25 protein-coding genes are annotated in these 19,214 nt (G+C 42.1%); 18 read left to right on the top strand and 7 right to left on the bottom strand.

The window, feature by feature from the left end; translation table 11 throughout:
• A partial coding sequence (locus B0H99_RS17240; RefSeq protein WP_181313609.1) for a transposase occupies window positions 1-165 on the top strand: 165 nt, incomplete at its 5' end.
• Between the two features lie 104 nt (window positions 166-269).
• On the opposite strand, the gene B0H99_RS17235 is transcribed toward B0H99_RS17240, so the two are convergent.
• Window positions 270-1,187: a COX15/CtaA family protein gene (locus tag B0H99_RS17235; RefSeq protein WP_106534930.1), complete on the bottom strand. Its 918-nt coding sequence runs from the start codon at window positions 1,185-1,187 to the stop codon at window positions 270-272.
• 348 nt (window positions 1,188-1,535) lie between these two features.
• On the opposite strand from B0H99_RS17235, the gene cyoE reads away from it, so the two are divergent.
• The 7 genes from cyoE (at window position 1,536) to B0H99_RS17200 (ending at window position 8,152) form a co-directional block, all read left to right on the top strand.
• Window positions 1,536-2,453 carry a heme o synthase gene (gene cyoE / locus B0H99_RS17230; protein ID WP_106534929.1) on the top strand — a complete coding sequence of 306 codons (918 nt, stop codon included), beginning with the start codon at window positions 1,536-1,538 and terminating at the stop codon, window positions 2,451-2,453.
• 54 nt (window positions 2,454-2,507) lie between these two features.
• Window positions 2,508-3,602 (top strand): cytochrome c oxidase subunit II, encoded by a 1,095-nt coding sequence (coxB, locus tag B0H99_RS17225; RefSeq protein WP_106534928.1) that lies wholly within the window; start codon window positions 2,508-2,510, stop codon window positions 3,600-3,602.
• Between the two features lie 32 nt (window positions 3,603-3,634).
• Window positions 3,635-5,518: a cytochrome c oxidase subunit I gene (gene ctaD / locus B0H99_RS17220; RefSeq protein WP_106534927.1), complete on the top strand. Its 1,884-nt coding sequence runs from the start codon at window positions 3,635-3,637 to the stop codon at window positions 5,516-5,518.
• Window positions 5,505-6,131 (top strand): cytochrome (ubi)quinol oxidase subunit III, encoded by a 627-nt coding sequence (locus tag B0H99_RS17215; protein ID WP_106534926.1) that lies wholly within the window; start codon window positions 5,505-5,507, stop codon window positions 6,129-6,131. Before ctaD ends, B0H99_RS17215 begins: the two co-directional genes overlap by 14 nt.
• Before the next feature lies 1 nt (window position 6,132).
• Window positions 6,133-6,465, top strand: coding sequence for a cytochrome c oxidase subunit IVB (gene ctaF, locus B0H99_RS17210; protein ID WP_106534925.1), 333 nt, complete (start codon window positions 6,133-6,135; stop codon window positions 6,463-6,465).
• Between the two features lie 277 nt (window positions 6,466-6,742).
• Window positions 6,743-7,666 (top strand): cytochrome c oxidase assembly factor CtaG, encoded by a 924-nt coding sequence (ctaG, locus tag B0H99_RS17205; protein ID WP_106534924.1) that lies wholly within the window; start codon window positions 6,743-6,745, stop codon window positions 7,664-7,666.
• 24 nt (window positions 7,667-7,690) lie between these two features.
• Window positions 7,691-8,152, top strand: coding sequence for a DUF420 domain-containing protein (locus B0H99_RS17200; RefSeq protein WP_106534923.1), 462 nt, complete (start codon window positions 7,691-7,693; stop codon window positions 8,150-8,152).
• 74 nt (window positions 8,153-8,226) lie between these two features.
• On the opposite strand, the gene B0H99_RS17195 is transcribed toward B0H99_RS17200, so the two are convergent.
• Entirely contained in the window at window positions 8,227-8,592 is a 366-nt protein-coding gene (locus B0H99_RS17195) for a YugN family protein (protein ID WP_106534922.1), read from the bottom strand.
• A gap of 142 nt (window positions 8,593-8,734) precedes the next feature.
• Between B0H99_RS17195 and B0H99_RS17190 the strand changes: the two genes are divergently transcribed.
• Window positions 8,735-9,799: a CAP domain-containing protein gene (locus B0H99_RS17190; RefSeq protein ID WP_106534921.1), complete on the top strand. Its 1,065-nt coding sequence runs from the start codon at window positions 8,735-8,737 to the stop codon at window positions 9,797-9,799.
• Between the two features lie 8 nt (window positions 9,800-9,807).
• On the opposite strand, the gene B0H99_RS17185 is transcribed toward B0H99_RS17190, so the two are convergent.
• Window positions 9,808-10,293 (bottom strand): PaaI family thioesterase, encoded by a 486-nt coding sequence (locus tag B0H99_RS17185; RefSeq protein WP_106534920.1) that lies wholly within the window; start codon window positions 10,291-10,293, stop codon window positions 9,808-9,810.
• A 75-nt stretch (window positions 10,294-10,368) separates the two neighbouring features.
• Between B0H99_RS17185 and B0H99_RS17180 the strand changes: the two genes are divergently transcribed.
• The gene (locus B0H99_RS17180; protein WP_106534919.1) at window positions 10,369-10,815 is read left to right on the top strand and encodes a YlbF/YmcA family competence regulator; all 447 of its coding nucleotides are present in this window, start codon (window positions 10,369-10,371) and stop codon (window positions 10,813-10,815) included.
• Window positions 10,816-11,016: 201 nt separating this feature from the next.
• On the opposite strand, the gene B0H99_RS17175 is transcribed toward B0H99_RS17180, so the two are convergent.
• On the bottom strand, window positions 11,017-11,928 hold the full coding sequence (locus B0H99_RS17175; RefSeq protein WP_106534918.1) for a glycerophosphodiester phosphodiesterase family protein: 912 nt from the start codon (window positions 11,926-11,928) through the stop codon (window positions 11,017-11,019).
• Between the two features lie 258 nt (window positions 11,929-12,186).
• Between B0H99_RS17175 and B0H99_RS17170 the strand changes: the two genes are divergently transcribed.
• Window positions 12,187-12,459, top strand: a complete 273-nt coding sequence (locus tag B0H99_RS17170; RefSeq protein WP_106534917.1) for a YlbG family protein — start codon at window positions 12,187-12,189, stop codon at window positions 12,457-12,459.
• Here the strand turns inward: B0H99_RS17170 and B0H99_RS17165 are convergent, their stop codons facing one another.
• Window positions 12,460-12,840: a DUF7147 family protein gene (locus B0H99_RS17165; protein WP_106534916.1), complete on the bottom strand. Its 381-nt coding sequence runs from the start codon at window positions 12,838-12,840 to the stop codon at window positions 12,460-12,462.
• Between the two features lie 81 nt (window positions 12,841-12,921).
• On the opposite strand from B0H99_RS17165, the gene rsmD reads away from it, so the two are divergent.
• From rsmD to B0H99_RS17150, 3 genes are read left to right on the top strand one after another with little or no spacing between them, the layout of a single operon-like run.
• Complete coding sequence (gene rsmD / locus B0H99_RS17160; protein WP_106534915.1) at window positions 12,922-13,497, top strand: 16S rRNA (guanine(966)-N(2))-methyltransferase RsmD; 576 nt, start codon at window positions 12,922-12,924, stop codon at window positions 13,495-13,497.
• Window positions 13,490-13,969 (top strand): pantetheine-phosphate adenylyltransferase, encoded by a 480-nt coding sequence (gene coaD / locus B0H99_RS17155; RefSeq protein WP_106534914.1) that lies wholly within the window; start codon window positions 13,490-13,492, stop codon window positions 13,967-13,969. The genes rsmD and coaD overlap by 8 nt, the downstream gene beginning before the upstream one ends.
• A gap of 54 nt (window positions 13,970-14,023) precedes the next feature.
• A complete protein-coding gene (locus B0H99_RS17150) occupies window positions 14,024-15,049 on the top strand; it encodes a SepM family pheromone-processing serine protease (protein WP_106534913.1) in 1,026 nt (341 codons plus the stop codon).
• Here the strand turns inward: B0H99_RS17150 and B0H99_RS17145 are convergent.
• A complete protein-coding gene (locus tag B0H99_RS17145) occupies window positions 15,037-16,236 on the bottom strand; it encodes a nucleotidyltransferase (RefSeq protein WP_106534912.1) in 1,200 nt (399 codons plus the stop codon). The two genes, B0H99_RS17150 and B0H99_RS17145, sit on opposite strands and share 13 nt — an antisense overlap.
• 127 nt (window positions 16,237-16,363) lie before the next feature.
• On the opposite strand from B0H99_RS17145, the gene B0H99_RS17140 reads away from it, so the two are divergent.
• The 4 genes from B0H99_RS17140 (at window position 16,364) to B0H99_RS17125 (ending at window position 19,008) form a co-directional block, all read left to right on the top strand.
• The gene (locus B0H99_RS17140; RefSeq protein ID WP_106534911.1) at window positions 16,364-16,897 is read left to right on the top strand and encodes a YceD family protein; all 534 of its coding nucleotides are present in this window, start codon (window positions 16,364-16,366) and stop codon (window positions 16,895-16,897) included.
• 24 nt (window positions 16,898-16,921) lie between these two features.
• A complete protein-coding gene (rpmF, locus tag B0H99_RS17135) occupies window positions 16,922-17,095 on the top strand; it encodes a 50S ribosomal protein L32 (protein ID WP_106534910.1) in 174 nt (57 codons plus the stop codon).
• Between the two features lie 78 nt (window positions 17,096-17,173).
• Window positions 17,174-17,929 (top strand): enoyl-CoA hydratase/isomerase family protein, encoded by a 756-nt coding sequence (locus B0H99_RS17130; protein WP_106534909.1) that lies wholly within the window; start codon window positions 17,174-17,176, stop codon window positions 17,927-17,929.
• A gap of 164 nt (window positions 17,930-18,093) precedes the next feature.
• Window positions 18,094-19,008 (top strand): hypothetical protein, encoded by a 915-nt coding sequence (locus B0H99_RS17125; RefSeq protein ID WP_245894559.1) that lies wholly within the window; start codon window positions 18,094-18,096, stop codon window positions 19,006-19,008.
• Here B0H99_RS17125 and B0H99_RS17955 read toward each other — a convergent pair.
• A partial coding sequence (locus B0H99_RS17955) for a hypothetical protein (protein WP_219905829.1) occupies window positions 18,998-19,214 on the bottom strand: 217 nt, incomplete at its 5' end. The genes B0H99_RS17125 and B0H99_RS17955 overlap by 11 nt on opposite strands.

Raw genomic sequence — 19,214 nt, 5'->3', positions numbered from 1 at the left:
CTGCGCAGCCAAACCATTGAAAGAAGCTTTGCGGATGCCAAAGAACTCCATGGCTTTCGCTACGCAAGACGCCGAGGGCGTTCGTCTGTCCAAGAGCAGGCTTTCCTGACAGCCGCCACGCAAAACATCAAAAAAATGGCCCTCCTTCTGGCAAGGAGGGCGTAAAAATCGGAAGTTTTCTTTTCTTTTGATGAACAAATAAGTTCTTATCTTATATCAAAGGGTTACTCAACACTCTGAAAAAGCAGATGCCGATTGGCATCTGCTTTTTATTTTGCTTTTGCTGACATGCTTCTCGAAACGAGCAATACCATATAGCAAAGCAAACCGAATAACATTGAAATCAACAACGAGTGGAGAAGTGCGATAGCCAAGTTCAATTTGGTTAATACGACCAGCATACCAGTTGTTGCTTGAAGCAAGACGATGATGAAAGCAATAAGCCAGCCCTTGTATATGACTCTCTGGTCTTTATACTGCTTGAAAGCATGCCAGGCGATATAACCGATCCAAATGACGATCAAGCCTGCTGCCATCCGATGGCCCATCTGCACCCATTCGTACATATTGTTCGGAAGTGCAAACTGATCGTTGCGGCATAAGGGCCAATCGGAACAAATCAAGCTCGATTTAGTATGGCGCACCAATGCCCCTGTATAAACTACGATGTAGGAATACAAAACCACCCCGATGGTGTGAAGTTTTAGCTTTCTGCCGATCTTCACACGCTCTGCATCAAACTTCTGGTCCACTTCAAAAATCAATAATGTTAATAACAACACCGAGGCGAACGATATTAAGGAAATGCCGAAATGAAGTGCAAGGATAAAATCGCCTTGTCCCCATTTTACTTGCGCTGCCCCGATCAATGCTTGAAGAACTAAAAAGAAAATCGCCATGACGGCTAAAAATTTGGTTTCACGTACATGGCCGTATTTTCGCCATGCCCATACTGCGAGCACGACAATTAAAATGCCGACAGTTCCTGTAACGAGCCGGTGAGAAAACTCGATCAAGACTTCGGCTGTAATTTCATCTGGTATTAACTGTCCATTGCAGCCAGGCCAATGGCGGCCACAACCCATACCGCTGTCTGTCTTTGTAACTAAAGCTCCGCCAAGGAGGATCAAGAGCATTCCGATGGTCGCTGCAACTGCAAACCATTTTAGATATTTACTTTGCTGCAAGTATGCCACCTACTTTTTCTAGATAAAACTGCTTAAACGTTCGTAACCTGCATACTCGATGATAGCGAAAGTTGCTTTAAAACACAACGGAAAATCAAGAATACCGGAAACTTTCAATATTTGGACATAATAAGTTATACCTTCACAAACTGTTCAAAAACAATTATTTTTCTATATTAAAAAAATGCGCACTCTAATGTATGATAGGAAGAGCGTATTTCTATGTTTGTTCACTTGGAAATCATTGCTTTTATCAGGAAATTTCAGTTAGCGGTAGAAATAAAACTGGAATTTAGATATAGTTATGGTTAGCGGAATATGCTTACAACTTTGAAAGGAGGGGATAATATGTCAAACGGCCGGTCATTGTCTGCGGAAGTTCATCAGACACCGGAAACCACGACATTCCTAGGTGATTTTTTAGCACTCATTAAAATTGGAATTGTTAATTCTAATCTAATAACTGTGTTTACAGGAATGTGGTTGGCGTTTCAATTTTCCGATAGGCATTTCCTGCAAGAGCTGGACATCCTCGCCTACACCTTGGTCGGTTCAGCATTAATCATAGCAGGTTCTGCTGCGATGAATAACTACATTGACACAGATATCGATCCGTTGATGGCTAGCAAAAAGTCGCGTCCGACCGTGACGGGAAGATTTAAGCCATCTGCTGTATTGGCACTCGCTTTATCTTTCATTGTTTTAGGCGAACTATTTCTGTTCTCTGCATCAGTATCAGCTGGCTTGTATGGAATAGCAGGAATTTTAGCGTATGTCGTCCTGTACTCCATGTGGTCGAAAAGAAGACATGTTGGCAATACAATTGTGGGGAGCATCTCGGGAGCAATCCCGCCGCTTATTGGCTGGGCTGCAGTTGAGCCGGCACTTGGAATGGGTGCATGGGCGTTGTTCTTGATCATGTTCGTATGGCAGCCGCCTCATTTCTATGCACTAGCAATGAAACGGACAGAAGAGTATCGTGCTGCAGGCATCCCGATGCTTCCGGTGGTGAAAGGATTCCATCGGACTAAAAAATCAATGCTTGCATGGGTTTTACTGCTGTTCCCACTGCCTTTCCTGTTGATGGACCTTGGAATGGGCTTCATCATTCTAGCTACACTTTTAAATCTTGGCTGGCTAGTGCTTGCTATAAAAGGATTTAAAGTGAAGGATGATTTGAAATGGGCGAAGACAATGTTCATTTATTCGTTGAATTATATGACCATCTTATTTGTTTCGATGATCATCTTCGCAGTCTTCGTTTAATTTCGATTAGTACAGCACCAAAATTATTTACATGAGAGAGGGGTATGAAAAGCTATGATAAATGGGCTTAAAAAGTGGCGTCTTTTTACATTGATGACCGCCTTGATCTTCTTTCTTGCAGGTTGTGGGAGAGAAGAAATTTCCACATTGATCCCGGCCGGTGGAGTAGCTCAAGATCAGTTTAACTTGCTGCTCTTGTCTTCTGCGGTCATGCTATTTGTTATTATTGTTGTTACGATTGTATACGTATTGGCAATAACAAAATTCCGCCGCTCGAAACTTGGGGAAGAAATGATTCCTGAACAAGTGGAAGGCAGCACGAAACTTGAGTTTTTATGGACTGCAATTCCAATTGTCTTAATTATCATCATCGCTATCCCAACGGTTTATCAAACTTTTGATTTAGCGGATACTCGCACTATGGATGTTGAAGCGGAAGATGGTTCAATGACCAATCTGACAGTCAACGTAATTGCAAAGCTTTATTGGTGGGAATTTGAATATCCTGAACAAGGAATTGTCACTGCACAAGAATTGGTCGTTCCGACAGATCAACGAGTTTACTTTAATGTAGTCTCTGCTGATGTAAAGCATTCTTTCTGGATTCCTTCAATCGGCGGGAAAATCGATGCCAACCCTGAAAACACAAACACTTTCTATTTGACGTTTAATCAAGAGTCTTCGGAATTGGAAGATGGCGTGTTCTACGGAAAATGTGCAGAGCTCTGCGGCCCTTCACATGCATTGATGGATTTTAAAGTGAAAACAATGAATAGTAACGATTTTGATCAGTGGGTAGCTTCTATGAAAGAAGAACAGACTCCACCGAGCGATGCCCTTGCTCAAACGGGTGAAGAATTGTTTGGTGCCGATGGATTAGGTTGCATTGGTTGCCACGCTGTATCTGGTGTAGGAGCAGGCAATGTTATGGCTGGTCCAAACTTGGCAACTTTCGGTGACCGCAACCGGGTAGCCGGAATCTTAGAACATAACGAAGAAAACTTGAAAGCTTGGATTAAAGAACCTCAAGATTTCAAACCGGGCAACCAAATGCCGGATGTTAAATCGTTGAATGGCGGACAAGACGTATCTGAGCAGGATCTTGATGCACTTGCTGCATATTTGATGACCTTAACGGTTGAACAGTAAAGAATCGAAGCTTAAAAAAGGAGGTATACATTGTGAGTTCTATCGCAAAAAAAAGTGGCTTCGGTGCTACTGTATGGGATTACATAACTTCTGTAGACCATAAGAAAATCGCTATCCTTTATCTCATATCAGGTGGACTTTTCTTCCTGATCGGTGGAATCGAAGCGATGATGATCCGAATCCAGTTGATGAAAGCCGGAAATGATTTCCTTAGTGCTGGAACATATAACGAAGTTATGACCATGCATGGAACAACAATGATTTTCTTGGCAGCCATGCCGCTATTATTAGGATTTATGAATGCCATTATGCCTTTGCAAATTGGCGCACGCGACGTAGCTTTCCCATTCTTGAACTCTCTTGGGTTCTGGTTGTTCTTCTTCGGAGGAATTTTCTTGAATCTCTCGTGGTTCTTAGGCGGAGCTCCGGATGCAGGTTGGACAAACTATGCTTCACTTGCACTTGCATCTGAAAGCCATGGTATTGACTTTTATGCACTTGGTTTGACTATTTCTGGTTTCGGTACGTTGATTTCCGGGATTAACTTCCTGGTAACAATCATCAACATGCGGGCTCCAGGGATGACTTATATGAGAATGCCTTTATTCACTTGGACGACTTTTGTCGCTTCCGCATTGATCTTATTGGCTTTCCCACCACTTACTATCGCTATTTTCTTCATGGTGTTTGACCGCATGTTCGGCTCTCATTTCTTTGATGTAGCTGCTGGCGGTAATACAATTATCTGGGAACATTTGTTCTGGATTTTTGGTCACCCTGAGGTTTACATTTTAATCTTGCCGGCTTTCGGTATTTTCTCTGAAATTTTTGCGATTTTCTCTCGTAAACGCTTGTTCGGTTATACTGCATTAGTGTTTGCTACAATCTTGATCGGTTTCTACGGCTTTATGGTATGGGCCCACCACATGTTTACAGTAGGCCTTGGACCAACAGCTAACGCGATTTTTGCATTAGCTACTATGATTATTGCTGTACCGACAGGTGTGAAAATCTTTAACTGGCTGTTAACTGTCTGGGGAGGAAATGTTTCCTTCGCAACTCCGATGCTCTATGCTGTTGGATTTATTCCTTCATTCGTAGCAGGTGGGGTAACAGGGGTTATGCAGGCAATCGCACCACTAGACTATCAATTGCATGATTCTTACTTTATCGTAGCGCATTTTCACTATGTTATCGTTGGTGGCGTAGTACTTGCGATTTTTGCAGCCACTCACTTATACTGGCCGAAAATGTTCGGTACAATGCTTAGCGAAAAGTTAGGGAAAATCACTTTCTGGTTATTCTTCATCGGATTCCATTTAACATTCTTTATCCAGCATTTCCTTGGACTTATGGGTATGCCACGACGCGTATATACGTTTGGAGCTAACCAAGGCTGGGATTTGTTTAATGCCATCAGTTCTGTTGGGGCAATATTCATGGCTTTAGGTGTTATCATCATGTTGGTAAACATAGTTTTAACTACGATTAAAAATGAGCGTGTTGGAAATGATCCATGGGGCGACGGACGTACGCTTGAATGGGCGATTCCTTCACCTCCGCCGTTCTATAACTTTGCTCAAACTCCTCTAGTGCGTGGTCTTGATACGTACTGGATCGAGAAGATGGAAGGCAACAAAGAAGGCATGATCTACGCAGAACCGCTTGGCGATATTCACATGCCGAACAACTCGTTCATTCCTGTTGTCATGTCATTCGGTTTATTTGTAGCTTCTTTCGGAGCGCTTTACCATCCAGATGGTTATTCTTGGACAATTCCGGTACTTGTTATTGGATTGTTGATAACTTTCGGTTCGATGTTGCTTCGTTCATTAAAAGATGACTTAGGATTCCACATTCATAAAGAAGATTTGATCAAGGATCGAGAAGGGGTGAAAACCGATGGACATAAATAAAAAATATACCCCCCAATCGTGGCCGGATCATCCTGAAACAGCTACAATGGAAGGGAAAAATAAGTTTGTCGGTTTCTGGCTGCTTCTGGCTGCTGAATCGGTAACATTCGCTTCTTTGTTTGCAACTTATCTGGCATTGAAGGATAAAGGGCCAAGCGGTATGGAATTTACTGCTGCCGGACTTTTTGAACTTCCACTTGTATTTGCGATGACGATGATTCTTTTAACTTCATCTTTAACAAGTGTATATGCCATGTACCATATGAAAAACCATAACTTCAAGTCGATGCAGGCATGGCTTGCTGTAACAGTTTTGCTTGGAGCTGCTTTCCTTGGCTTAGAGATTTACGAATTTAACCACTATGTACACTTAGGCTTCGGTTTTACAAATAGTGCCTTCAGTTCCGCTTTCTATACGCTTGTCGGAACACACGGAGCACACGTAGTGTTCGGTCTAGGTTGGTTTATTGCTTTGATGGTCCGAAATGCGAAACGCGGATTGAATACTTATAACGCTCCAAAATTCTTCTTAGTTTCGTTATACTGGCATTTTATTGACGTAGTATGGGTATTTATCTTTACTGTAGTCTATTTGATGGGAGTGATCGGATAATATGGCACATGACGTTCACGATTACGTAAGAACAAAAGAAGAGCAGGAATATATCCGACGTAAAAGAGCACAAGAAATGCGCCACATGCTGACGTCGTTTGCAATGATGATCTTTTTAACATTGATCGCATTTACGGCGGTAGCAGCTGGCTTTTCTACGTACTTGATCGTGCCAATTATTTTATTATTGGCTGGGGTTCAGGTAGTGCTTCAGCTTTATCACTTCATGCACTTGAGTGAAAAAGGAACTGGCACAATCGCATTCTTTATGTTTAGCGGTATGTTTGTTGCTTTCATTGTAATCCTTACTTTTGTCACTATTATTTGGTGGTAAGCAAAAACCCTTTACCTTTCGAGGTAAAGGGTTTTCTGTTTTCTTCTATAAAACTGGTCGACTTTTTTTGTTTTTCTGTTTGTTTCGTATCAGTACTAAGCTTATCGCGTTCTTGAGTCAGCCGCCATAAGCGAATAAACACGGCTTTTCTGCCTAAAACTGGTTAAGGCAAAGCAGGCAATCGTGCTTTTCCATGGAATTGTCATAGTTCGTTCATTGATATACATAGGTTCCGCCTTTATAATGAGGGTACCTGAGAAAAAGGAGGCACGATGGCATGCCAATTAGCATCTTTGGGTTCCAAGCGTTATGGAGTCCGGTATATTTGGGAGTTCTCGTACTTATTACGATTTTATACTTTTTAGTATTGGTAAAATGGAGAGGGAAGTTCAAAGAAAGTGAACCATTAACATTCAAAGAAGCGATGCTTTTTGTATCGGGAATAATTCTGTTATATGCAGTCAAAGGCTCTCCGGTCGACTTGCTTGGCCACATTCTTTTCAGTTTTCATATGGCACAAATGGCCATTTTGCTGTTGATTATTCCGCCGCTTTTTATCATGGGAATTCCGACGTGGACATGGCGTGCATTTATCGAGTTGCCAGTAGTAAAGCCGCTATTTAATTTTTTTAGCAAACCGATGTTGGCAATTCTGATTTTCACTTTGGTATTTTCGTTTTACCATATCCCTTTGATTTTCGATTTCGTTAAACAAGGGGTTCTCATTCACGGAGTTGTTAATATTATTCTGTTTACCTCCGCTATTTTTTATTGGTGGCCGGTTGTTAACAACTTGGAAGGTATGCATAAATTCCACGGATTGAAAAAACTTGGCTATCTTTTTGGGTTGAGTGTTACGTTAACCCCTGCCTGTGCTTTAATTATTTTTGGCGTTAATCCTTTTTATGCAACATACACAGATGGCGAAGCATGGCTGCAAGCGATGGCTTTGTGTGTCCCAACTGGAACTTTATCGCAGTTGGGCTTATCCGGGCCCGAAATGTTTTCAAGCATGTCGCCGCTTGAAGATCAGCGGACCGGCGGTATTATTATGAAGGTTGTGCAGGAACTTGCTTTTACTGTGTTCCTTTGGATGGTTTTTTATGAATGGCTGCGCAACGAAAATGAAAACGCAGATGAGATTACTGCTAAGGCTTTGCGTGATCGTGAGTATATGGCGTATCACAGACATAATGCTTAATGAATTTAAAGGGGATTTAATGAGATGAATTTGCCGCTATTACCGACAATCAGTACGTTCTTTATTGTTTTAAGCGCTATATTTGTAGCAATCGGGTGGAACTTGATTCGCCGACGCAGAATTGAAGCTCATAAAAAGGCTATGTTGGCTGCAGGAGCTTCCGCTTTAACCTTTTTTATCATTTATGCGTCCCGGACGGTATTCGTCGGAAATACCGCTTTCGGAGGACCTGACAATATTAAAATTTTCTATACGGTATTTTTGATTTTCCATATTATCCTTGCTACAATAGGCGGCGTTTTAGGCGGCTATAACATCTGGCTAGGTCTTAAAAATCAATTGGCAAGACACCGCAAACTTGGACCTATTGCCAGTGTGGTTTGGTTCTTTACTGCAATCACAGGTGTCATGGTTTACTTGCTTCTTTATGTAATCTATGAAGGCGGACACACAACTTCCGTTTTCAAAGCAATTCTGGGCAATTAAAAAAGAGAACCTTTAAGGTTCTCTTTTTGCTAGAAAAATAAAAAACTGCAGTTCATAACTGAACTGCAGTTTTTTTATACGTTTACTTCAAAAGCTTGAACTTCTGACTTGATGGTTTTCAAAATCTCAGCGCAACTTTTAATTAAGTGTTCTGGAAAATACTCATCTTCTCCATACTCTACGCCATGCGGGTAGTAGTGTTTGCCAAGCACTGGCTTCATAACATGAAGGATGGCATCATTTGAATCGATATCGCCTTCTACGGCATATGCAAATACGCGCAAAAAGTAAGTGCCTTCGCGAATGATAAATTTACGGTCGTATGTAACACGCTCGTAATCCCATTGTCCTTCTTTAGTCAAACCGTGCTTGCTCATGATGTGATCGAGTAAAGTAAAGTCTACACGAATGTTTTCGAGTCCTGTATTTTCAAAATACATCGGATCTCCTCCTCTATATCATAACTGGCTAAATGCTCCTTTAATAATAGAGCAATTTCCTGGTTGTTGCAATGGCAAGATTGTGTCAGAATACAGACGGCTGTTATAATTGTATAATGATCTTAATTAAGGAGCTGATCGATTGAAAGACTTGTTGCGCATTATGATTTTTCTATCGATTATTCTTTTGGTATTTTTCTATTTCGATTCCCCGATTAACGAGAACGAAACATTGGAAGCACCAAAAACCGTAGATCCATTGCCTGCTCAGGATCTTGTGGAAAAATCCCTGGGAGTAGAGCGCCCGGCCGAAGGTATTTCCACTTATATAGGAAAATCGACAGCAACCTGGATTGCTGAATACGGAGAACCGGACCGTATTGAACCATCTGCATTTGGTTATGAGTGGTGGGTCTATAACCGTACTTATTCTCATTACATGATGGCAGGGGTAAAAAAAGGTGAAATTGTCCAAGTATATACTGCTGGAACAGCAACGGATGCCTCGCCTTATCAAATTGGGCAGACACTGGACGACCTGTACCGTTTTACAATCATAGAAAATGAAGTAACGGTAAAATATGATACAAACATTTATACCTTCAGCTTACGTGCAGAAGATATAAACAAACAGATTCTTGTCAGTTTTGAAGGCATCTATGCCCAATTGTATTTAGATGAAGAAAGCAAAACTCTACAGGCTGTCAGGTTCACAAACGCAGAGACTTTGATAAGGCATCGCCCTTACGATATGATGTACTCCGGAGATTTGCTGCCAGAAGAAATTCCTTCCTCCAGCATGCAGCAGTCTATCGATGAAGCGAACGCTAAACAAGTTATTGATTTGACGAACGTTTACAGGCTGCATAATCAAAGAAAGCCATTAGTGGAAAATCCGGCAGTGACCGTACTTGCAGGGGAGCATAGTCAGGCTATTGCTAAACAGCAATTTTCTTCGGAAGAAAGTGAGCAGCCTGACTTAGAAACACGGCTTTCTGAAGCTCAAATCGATTTCGGGAAAGCTGGAGAAAACACAGCTACTCATTATAGTGACGCTGTAGAAACCGTCCATGGCTGGAGCAATTCACCTGACCACAGGGACACGTTGCTATCGAGCGATTTTAATAAAATTGGCGTTGGTGTCTTTGGGAAGTTTTATACCCAAATTTTCCTTTCTCAAGAACTGGTGAATGCTGAAACCCGATAATAGCAACTTTATGTGGTTTTAGGTACAATGAAAAACGAACCAGTGGCAGTAGCTACATGTTTCCCATCTGGTTGCACGATTTTGCCTTCTATCACTAGTGTATGCCTTCCATGGCGAATAATTTGAGCTTTCGCCTGGATTGTTTCTTGATCAGTTACCGATAAATAATGAATGTTCAAGCTAGTAGTTACTGCTCCATAACCAGTGGGACATAAGCTGTTTGCTAACGTGCCCATAGCGGTATCAATTAACAGAGCCAAAATGCCGCCATGTGGAATGGCCATATTGTTATGGATATACGGGGTATTCGGAATCGCAACGATACTTTCGTTTTCCGTAGTTTCTCGTTTCAGATTAAGGCTGGCACTTAAATAAGTAGTGAACTCGCCTTGTTGTTTCTTCTCGAAATTATCGATCCAGTCGGATAGAATAGCTAAATCTTCTTCGTTGCTTTTATCGAGGATTTTCTGGAATTTGTTATAAAGTTGCTTCATAGTGCCACTCCTTTCCATTGGTATTAAAATGTAAAAATTTCTGCTATGATAGAAATCGTAGAGGAGGAAAACTAAATGTTTATGACCTATGAATGGTCTCTAATCACTGACTCTGCTGATGAGCTGAGCGAAATGATCATCCAATCGGAGCAAGCAAAGAAATATCAAGAAGCTTATAGCTCTGTTTATAATAATAAGGATCTTGCAAAAAGAATAAATGATTTTGCAAGGTTGAAAGAGCAATACGAAGAAGTCCAGCGGTTTGGAAAATACCACCCTGATTATCATAAAGTAATGAAACAAATTCGCATCGATAAACGGAGTCTGGATTTAAACGAACATGTGGCTGTACTTCGGCTTGCTGAGAACGAGCTTCAGGACTTGATTGATCAAGTCAGTTTCATTATTGGCCGTTCCGTTTCCGAGGCGGTCAAAATTCCTTCCAGCAATCCTTTTTTCTCTTCAGATTCTTCCTGTGGAGGAAGCTGCGGAACAGGCGGAGGCTGCTCCTGCTCGGCATAAGAAAAGCGGAAGCGCCTGTGTAGCCCCGACAAGCGCTGGAGGGCTTGAATGCCATGGCGTTTCTTGCCATGACAGGCAAGACCGAAGCGACCTCGAGGGGCTAGGCGCTGCAGCTGGACAATAAGAAAAGCGGAAGCGCCTGTGTAGCCCCGACAAGCATTTATACACGAAAAAATGTGCAAGGAATTCCTTGCACATTTTTTATTTGTCTTCAATTTTAGCGAGTTCAGCAACAGCCAAATCAGGCCGGTCGGTAACAAGGCCTTTTGCTCCTGCAGCGATCAGCGCTTGCATTTGTTCAGGTTCGTTGACGGTCCAATAATGAACGGGCACATTCAAATTACCGAGAAATGAAATGAACCGAGGGGAATCAAGCCGGAATAAAGACTGTCTTACAGGAATTTGAAAGACATCGGCGCGCGGCTTATACAAATGGCCCAATTGGCTATTAAAGGCGGCAAAAGCTTTTTTGACTTCGTTTTCACCCGCTCCTATTGCAACACGGTTTTGTGCATATAAGTTGAAGCGGTCAATTTGTTCATCATAAAAACTTGTAACAACCACGCGCTCTTCTGCACCTTGCGCTTCGATTAACCGCCAAAGTTTTGAAGGCATAAGGCTTCCTTCATAAGTTTCTGGAGAATCTTTTATATCAATATTGATGTACATATCAGGAAAAGCTTCAAGAAGTTCCTTTAATAAAACGACTCTTTCGCCTTTGCCGCGGAAAGAGTGCTCTCCATTGATATCTACAAAATGATAACCAAGATCGAATGTGCGCAGTTTACTGAGCGACATATCTGCTACTCTGCCTGCACCATCGGTAGTCCGGTCGATATATTCATCGTGGAATACGAGTATTTCCTCATCGTTTGTTAAGCGTATATCGATTTCAAAGCCATCTACACCAAGTTCTGCGGATTTTGAAAAAGCGGCCATCGAATTTTCCGGAGCAACGGCCAATCCACCTCGGTGTGCCAGAATAAGCGGTGAGTGATAGCTTAAAACTTTTTTTACGGGCCGTATTTGCGGATTAGAAAGAGCTTTGGAGCCAGCCCAAGCAGCTGCGCTCACGGCCACTGCTGCAATCCCTAGTTTTGTTTTTTTGCCCATGCTATGGAGTACCTCCTTGAAAATAGAACTAAAGCCATTATAGCTAATTGCTTTCTTTTTTGTTAGTTTAAAATTTTTCAGACGTAAAGTGGCGGCATGCTCATGAAAAAACTCGGTTACCAAGCATATGAAAAAGGGGTCAAGCCCCTTAGCCATATGGGAACCGAGAGATAAAGCGCTGTCCAAATGTCCGATTTCCTAGGTTGCGGCATTTTTCTTTCCTATGGTATTCTAGAAACTAAGAAAAGAGGGATAGTTATGCGTGATCGCCAAGGCCTCATTGTCTACGTACATCATTTAAAGCAAGCAAAATCGCTGCGCAAATATGGACATGTACACTTTATTTCACGAAAGTTAAAGTATGTTGTTCTTTATATGGATCAAGAAATGATTGAAAGCACAAAAGAAAAGTTAATAAAACTGCCGTATGTTAAACAGATTCTCGAATCACAGCGGCCTTTCTTGAAGACCGAATACGAAAATGCGAAACCAGATAAAGCGAAAGAATATGATTATAAAATTGGTCTTTGATTATTGCATAGGCGGAATAAAATGATTCAAACGAAGAATCGCGATTAAGTGGCTAAAATAAAATTGTTTTTCCGCATAAACGCTAGAATGTTTGACTTCCATTTTGTTAGGTTGATATCCAAGATCTTGAACGGCTTTCTCAAAAATTTTGAGCCTTTTAGAATCTTCCGGAATGCCTTCTCGGCACAAATAGATTGGCATGAAATTCCCTTCATCCGTTGGCTTGAAGGCAGCGGCAATCGATAGTACGGATTTGCCGTTCGGGTCTTTTGAGACAAAAACAAAGCCATGCATAAAACGATGTGAATTTGTAGAGATGAGTTCCCGGAGTTCAAATATGTCTCCATAGCCTTCTCCCAGTTCAATAAAACGCTGTATCATTATGTACACGTCCTTTCCATAGTTTATTTTAGCATATGGAATTTTTTTTCATAAGAAAATAGTAAATAAGAGGCGATAAAATTGCGGGTTGTAGCAGGAATAGCAAAAGGGCTGCAGTTGAAAGCAGTTCCGGGCATGTCGACACGGCCCACTACAGATAAAGTGAAAGAATCGGTTTTTAATATGATTGGCCCATTTTTTGACGGGGGCGCTGCACTGGACTTGTTCGCAGGCAGCGGCGGCCTCGGGATCGAAGCGTTGAGCCGTGGAATTGACCGTGTGATTTTCACGGATAAAGATCGAAAAGCGGTTGAAACCATTCGCGCTAATCTAGAAAAGACGCGTCTGAAAGACCAGGCAGAAGTATACTGTACAGATGCTGACCGCGCTTTAAAAGTCATGAAGAAAAAAGAAGTTCAAGCAAGGCTGATGTTTCTGGATCCACCTTATCATATGGAAAAGGCCTATGAACTCATGGATAAGGCGGCAGAACTCGGCATTATGACAGAAGATTCCATTGTTGTTTGTGAACATGCCAAAGAAGTGGATTTAAAAGACACTACCCGTTTCTATGTGCGTTTCAAAAAAGAATTATATGGCAGCACCATCATTTCAATTTACCGCCATCGTGGGGAAGAGGGAGCAGAATTTGAGTAAAATTGCTGTAGTGCCAGGGAGCTTTGATCCTATTACAATGGGTCATCTTGATATTATCAAAAGAGCTTCTACTATATTTGATGAAGTGAAAGTGGTTGTCATGAATAACTCATCGAAAAATCCATTATTTACTGTCGAGGAACGAAGAGCGTTGATTTCAGAAGTTACAGGTGATATTCCTAATGTGGAAGTGGACTCGTTTTCAGGATTGCTGATTGATTACGCGGTCAACGTCAAAGCGAACGCCATTATCAGAGGCCTTCGCGCAGTCTCAGATTTTGAATACGAAATGCAAATTACCTCCATGAACCGGTTTTTGAATGAAAATATTGAAACCTTGTTCATGGTTTCGAACAACCATTACTCATTTTTAAGTTCAAGTATTGTTAAAGAAGTGGCCAAGTATAAAGGCAATATCACCGGATTGGTTCCGGTAGAAGTAGAAAATGCATTAAAGTTGAAATTCCAATAAGTCACGTCTTCGTGGCTTTTTGTTATTGTGCTGAAACGAAAAGAGGAGAATTGGATGAAAAACAATAAAGTGGTCTTTGTCGTGATTGTTCTGGCCTTGTCTGTTTTTCTTTCTAATTATCAATTGGACTTCTACATTTCAAAGCCTGGCGGGGCCTATGAGCTTTCGCCATTGGTTGAAGTAGAGGGTGGAGATGAAAACGACCAAGGAAGCTTGAGTTTAATGACTGTATCCATGATGACTGCAACACCGACATTATATCTCTATTCAAAATTTCAGGAAGGCTATAAAATATTGAGGCCTGAACAGGTGCGCAATCCCCATGAAACCGATGACGAATATAATGTCCGACAATTGAAAATGATGTCGGATTCACAAATCAACGCGTTACAGGTTGCTTTTGAAGAAGCGGAACTGCCCTACGAGGTCAGCAATAATGGCGTTTTTGTGCTTCATGTTATACAAGGAGGAGCGGCTGACAAAATTCTTCTTCCCGGTGATCGGGTGTTGTCGATCGACGCCCACGAATTTAAAACAATGGTAGAGTTTATCGACTATATCTCCGGTAAAAAAAGGGGAGACAAAGTCGAAGTAGTCTTTGAGCGGGGAGACAGAGAGATAAAAGAAACGGTAGAATTGGCTCCATTGCCAACAGAACCCGAGCGAGTCGGACTCGGGATTTCGTTTGTGGAAGATAAAAAAATTACGACTGAGCCGAAAGTGAAAATTGATTCTGACCAAATTGGCGGACCTTCTGCAGGGTTGATGTTCACGCTCGAAATACTGAATCAGCTGCTCGATAAAGATATCACCAAAGGATACGATGTAGCAGGAACCGGCACTATGGAGAGCGATGGAACCGTTGGCAGAATTGGTGGAATCGATCAAAAGATCATTGCTGCGGACAATGATGGCATTGAAATATTCTTCGCACCTGATGATGAAGTGCATGAAGGTGTAGAAAGCAACTATGCCCTAGCAATAGAAACCGCAGAAAAAATCGGCACAGACATGGAAGTTGTGCCGGTAAAAACGCTACAAGACGCCTTGGAATATTTGGATGAGCTTCAGCCAAAATAAAGGGGTGGTGAAGTATATTCTTTTTTCATAGCTGTTTTGCCTAGGCCAAGCATATACATGCTTGTGGCATGAATATCGAGTTTCCCCATGGAATCATCCAAGCTAGCGGCTCGGCTGATTAAGGGAAGCCCGATATTCTTTTTTTGTCGGTTCAAATAATTTCTGCCAGCTGCTGACATGCCAAGAAGCCGCAAGTAAGTAGGTGTTTGAAACGTTCGAAGCTGCTCCCACGTAAAGCCGGTATAGATATGAGTCAACATCCTCTGTACACGTGTTCGCGTAAACCGTTTAGACTTTACCCGTACAATAAAATTTTCAAAAGTATCTTCCGTTTTTGCGGCGTCGTAAATTAAATTTTCAATGCCTTCTGTAACCTCGGCAAATTTTCTGATGCCGTCAGGGCGTTCCCGCAAAATGGTATAGCGAAGAAGTGGATAGAAACGATTCCAGCTGCCGAAAGAACCGGTCTCTTCCGCAAAGCGCTTTAAAGCTAAAACAGAAGCTTCCGGCATGTACACGGATAGTTCTTCGATAGATGTATCTTCGAAAAACGCTTTTCGTATTCCGGTGGCACTAGCGATAGCTGTTCCGCTCCTGATTGGATCATGGAAGTTTGCGCCGATTCGCTGAATGGTAATAGGCTGGATTGGAGAGTTTAGTTTTTTTGCCGCGTCTATATAATGAAATCCAAGGATATTATTCGGCTGTTTCAAATCAGCAAATCCTTCTGTTTCGCCGACAAGTTCCGTATACGCTTTATTTAATGCCATAGGATAGCTGACACCAGTCTTAACGGCTTCGTGGATCATTTGCTCATACTGGCCTCGACGGTCTGCCAGGAGCTTGTAGGAGCGAAGAAAGGGTTCGATAGCGCCTTGCTCGCTGCCAAAGCAAAACGATTCGCAGCCCAAAGCATCGAGAAGAGTAATGCCTCCTTTTGCAAAATCGGAAGCTTGAGCAGTCGCATAAGCATAAGGCAGCTCAATCACCAAGTCGATGCCGGCGGCAAGAGCCATTTCTGTTCGTGCCCATTTGTCTGCAAATGCCGGTTCCCCGCGCTGCAAAAACTGGCCGCTCATCACAGCAATTAGTACGTCCGCGCCGGATTTTTCTTTTGCTGAAGTTGCATGATGGAGGTGCCCGTTATGAAATGGATTGTATTCGACAATAATGCCTGTAGCTTTCAATTAAACCCCTCCTTTGATAAACTTAACTATAAGTATATAGTTGACGGGAATCGTCTGACAAGATTTTATCTTGACATCTTTTTCTGTACATTATATAATCAACTTTGTTGTCTTGAGGTGATTACTTATGAAAATGGCGATTCAACAGCTTCAAAAGCATCGCAAAGACGGAATGCCAATTGACGAAACTGTCCAGTTGGATTCGGTGAAAAAACGGAATAGCGATATTCGGGAAATTTCACCAATGCACGTCACAGGACACTGTACGATTGGTTCGCAACAAATCACGTGCAACATTCATCTTGAAGGCATGTTAATATTGCCTTGTGCACGAACTTGGGAAGACGTTGAGTTCCCTATTAACGTTGATTCGGTTGAAATTTTCTCTTGGTCTGAAAAGGACAAGGGAAGCAAGGACGATAATGTTCATTTTGTAGAGGCTGAAACAATTGATTTGAAGCCAGTGCTTGAAGAACTTATATTGCTTGAAATTCCGATTCAGGTTTTTAAGGATGACGCCGATGAAGCCGTTATTAAAGGCGGCGAAAACTGGTCGTATTCAACTGATGAGCAAGTGGAAGCCGAGAAAGAAGAAGCACCGAAAAAACCGGATCCAAGACTTGCTGATTTAGCCAAGTATTTTGATCAGTCAGATGAATAGAATCATTGTAAGGAGGTGTCACCAATGGCTGTACCAGCTAGAAGAACGTCCAAAACCGTTAAAAGAAAACGCCGTACACATTTCAAATTGTCAGTGCCGGGCATGGTAACTTGCCCAAGCTGTGGCGAATCGAAATTGGCTCACCGCGTCTGCAAAGCATGCGGATCATACAAAGGGAAAGAAGTAGTTAGCAAATAAAACAGTATTTGCTTCTAAAGGCTATTGAGAGGCCATGGCTCTCGATAGCCTTTTTCTCTACCCAAAAGGAGTGGTTGGATGTCCTATAAAATAGAAATATCCGAGCAAATCATGACATACACGATTGACCGGCCAGAAATCCGCAATGCTATAAATAGCGATGTGATGGCTGGATTCGAGGAACTGATCCAAAAAGCGGAGGAAAGTGAAATCCGCTATGTTGTCATCACCGCCACAGGCACAAAAGCTTTTTGTTCTGGTGGTGACCTTTCCGTTTTCCATGAGTTGAAAACGGAAGCAGAAGCCTATCCGATGCTAAAAAGAATGAGCGAGGTGCTGTACCGTATCAAAACTTTGCCGGTTCCGGTCATTGCACTCTTGAACGGTTCTGCAGTCGGAGGCGGCTGTGAAATTGCCACTGCCTGCGATTACCGGCTTGTCACGGCACATGCCAAATGTGGATTTATCCAAGGGACGCTTGCCATCACAAGCGGGTGGGGCGGAGGAACCTACTTGTTCGAGACTTTGCCGCACGATAAAGCGCTTCTCATGCTGACAGAAGCACGTGTGTATACTTCCGATGAACTTGAGGCGAATGGTTGGGCAACGAAAGTGGTCCATAAAGAAGAAGATATACATAATTTTTTTGCTTCAATGAATAAGATCCGTCCAGAAGTCCACCGAGCTTATAAATCCATTGCTAAACGCAAATGGCAAGAAAACGATTTAAAGGGAAGAGTGGATGCTGAAGTTCGAAAGTGCGCTGAACTATGGGCGGAAGATGCCCATCATGAAGCAGTCGAATCTTTTTTAAACAAAAGCCAGAACACATAAAAAACCACAACTTCTAAGTTGTGGTTTTTTATGTCAAAATTTTAGGTACCGGTAGGTTAATTTTAGTTTAATATAAAATTAGTTCATAAATAACGTTTATGATATTTTTTTAGTATAATAATACCGGTGTATAAGTATTATGTTACTAGAAAAGAGGAGTTATTTTGAAATTCACTATTAAACAATTCTCATCCGGCATTTTCGCATTTGGAGTATTGGTTGGCGGAGCTTTTAACATTGGAACAGAAAATGTGTTAGCAAGCGAAACGGCACCTGCTGGGACTCAATTTTTCCACGAATCGCAATGGGTCAACCACAGTCCTAAGTATTCAAAACAGGTCATGCATGCAGTACGTGTGGAGTTGGGCATTGATGCACAGTCCAATGAACTGGATAAGACTATTGAAGAAATGCCGAAAGTGCAAGTAATGGACCATTATTCATCTGCTTTTGGCAATAAAGTTAAAGGAACTGAAGTTCGGCTAGCAGTAAAAGAAATCTTTAGTATTGACCTTTCTTATATTTCTAAAAAAGATTATGGAAGTAAACTGGCTCTCTATCCTGAGAAAATTATGGAAAGTTTACGTATTTCTTTTAAAGAACAACCGCAGTCAACCCGGCAAGATGAGCGGATAATGGGTCTTTCTAAAAACGATATAATGGACCGCTACATGAAAGCGCAGAATTACACACTGACTGCAGTAGAAACCCGCATGCTAATCAATCAAATTTACGGAGTGAATTTGAACGGCATTTCCAACTTGGAGCATTCGCAGCTGGCTATTAGTTCTAAGGGACAATGGATTGTGAAAAGCGATACGGATTTATTCATTCTTGAATCCAGTTTGGATGATGTTGATGTATCTATCTATGCAACAGATTACTTTAAAAGAGTCACTGGCAGCGACCAATTGCCAGAATCATTGGCAAGCAAATTGTTGAATCTTGGTTTTACTTATAAAGCGGATTCAAACGTTCTCTACTATAGAAACCCAGCAAATGAATCCGTTCCTGATGCCTTCAAAGGGCAAGTGATAGGAATACTTCTAACTACAATAACGGCAGAGTTTAAGAACTGACTAAAAGGATGAAGAGTTTACTCTTCATCCCCAGGCTGTCGAGAAACTCTCGGCAGCTTTTTTCATTTCGCTCCAGGCGGACGCTTTCCGCGGGCACGGCCTCAGCCGCTTCCTTCGCTTCGCTCTGTCCAGGGTCTTCGGCTCGCGCTGGTCCCGCTGGAGTCGCCGCCTTCCGCTCCATTTGCGACTTTTGCAGGTTTTCATTG

Origin of the sequence: Planomicrobium soli (genome assembly GCF_003014655.1) — a bacterium.
Lineage (GTDB): Bacteria > Bacillota > Bacilli > Bacillales_A > Planococcaceae > Planococcus > Planococcus soli_B.
Note: the sequence above shows the minus strand (reverse complement) of the source record. Positions and strands in the feature narration are given on the sequence as shown.

Bases quoted from the DNA above. Each gene is read 5' to 3' on its own strand.
- cyoE (WP_106534929.1), top strand. From the start codon at position 1,536: ATGTCAAACGGCCGGTCATTGTCTGCGGAAGTTCATCAGACACCGGAA.
- coxB (WP_106534928.1), top strand. From the start codon at position 2,508: ATGATAAATGGGCTTAAAAAGTGGCGTCTTTTTACATTGATGACCGCC.
- B0H99_RS17215 (WP_106534926.1), top strand. From the start codon at position 5,505: ATGGACATAAATAAAAAATATACCCCCCAATCGTGGCCGGATCATCCT.
- ctaF (WP_106534925.1), top strand. From the start codon at position 6,133: ATGGCACATGACGTTCACGATTACGTAAGAACAAAAGAAGAGCAGGAA.
- ctaG (WP_106534924.1), top strand. From the start codon at position 6,743: ATGCCAATTAGCATCTTTGGGTTCCAAGCGTTATGGAGTCCGGTATAT.
- B0H99_RS17200 (WP_106534923.1), top strand. From the start codon at position 7,691: ATGAATTTGCCGCTATTACCGACAATCAGTACGTTCTTTATTGTTTTA.
- B0H99_RS17195 (WP_106534922.1), bottom strand. From the start codon at position 8,592: ATGTATTTTGAAAATACAGGACTCGAAAACATTCGTGTAGACTTTACT.
- B0H99_RS17185 (WP_106534920.1), bottom strand. From the start codon at position 10,293: ATGAAGCAACTTTATAACAAATTCCAGAAAATCCTCGATAAAAGCAAC.
- B0H99_RS17180 (WP_106534919.1), top strand. From the start codon at position 10,369: ATGTTTATGACCTATGAATGGTCTCTAATCACTGACTCTGCTGATGAG.
- B0H99_RS17175 (WP_106534918.1), bottom strand. From the start codon at position 11,928: ATGGGCAAAAAAACAAAACTAGGGATTGCAGCAGTGGCCGTGAGCGCA.
- B0H99_RS17170 (WP_106534917.1), top strand. From the start codon at position 12,187: ATGCGTGATCGCCAAGGCCTCATTGTCTACGTACATCATTTAAAGCAA.
- B0H99_RS17165 (WP_106534916.1), bottom strand. From the start codon at position 12,840: ATGATACAGCGTTTTATTGAACTGGGAGAAGGCTATGGAGACATATTT.
- B0H99_RS17150 (WP_106534913.1), top strand. From the start codon at position 14,024: ATGAAAAACAATAAAGTGGTCTTTGTCGTGATTGTTCTGGCCTTGTCT.
- B0H99_RS17140 (WP_106534911.1), top strand. From the start codon at position 16,364: ATGAAAATGGCGATTCAACAGCTTCAAAAGCATCGCAAAGACGGAATG.
- rpmF (WP_106534910.1), top strand. From the start codon at position 16,922: ATGGCTGTACCAGCTAGAAGAACGTCCAAAACCGTTAAAAGAAAACGC.
- B0H99_RS17130 (WP_106534909.1), top strand. From the start codon at position 17,174: ATGTCCTATAAAATAGAAATATCCGAGCAAATCATGACATACACGATT.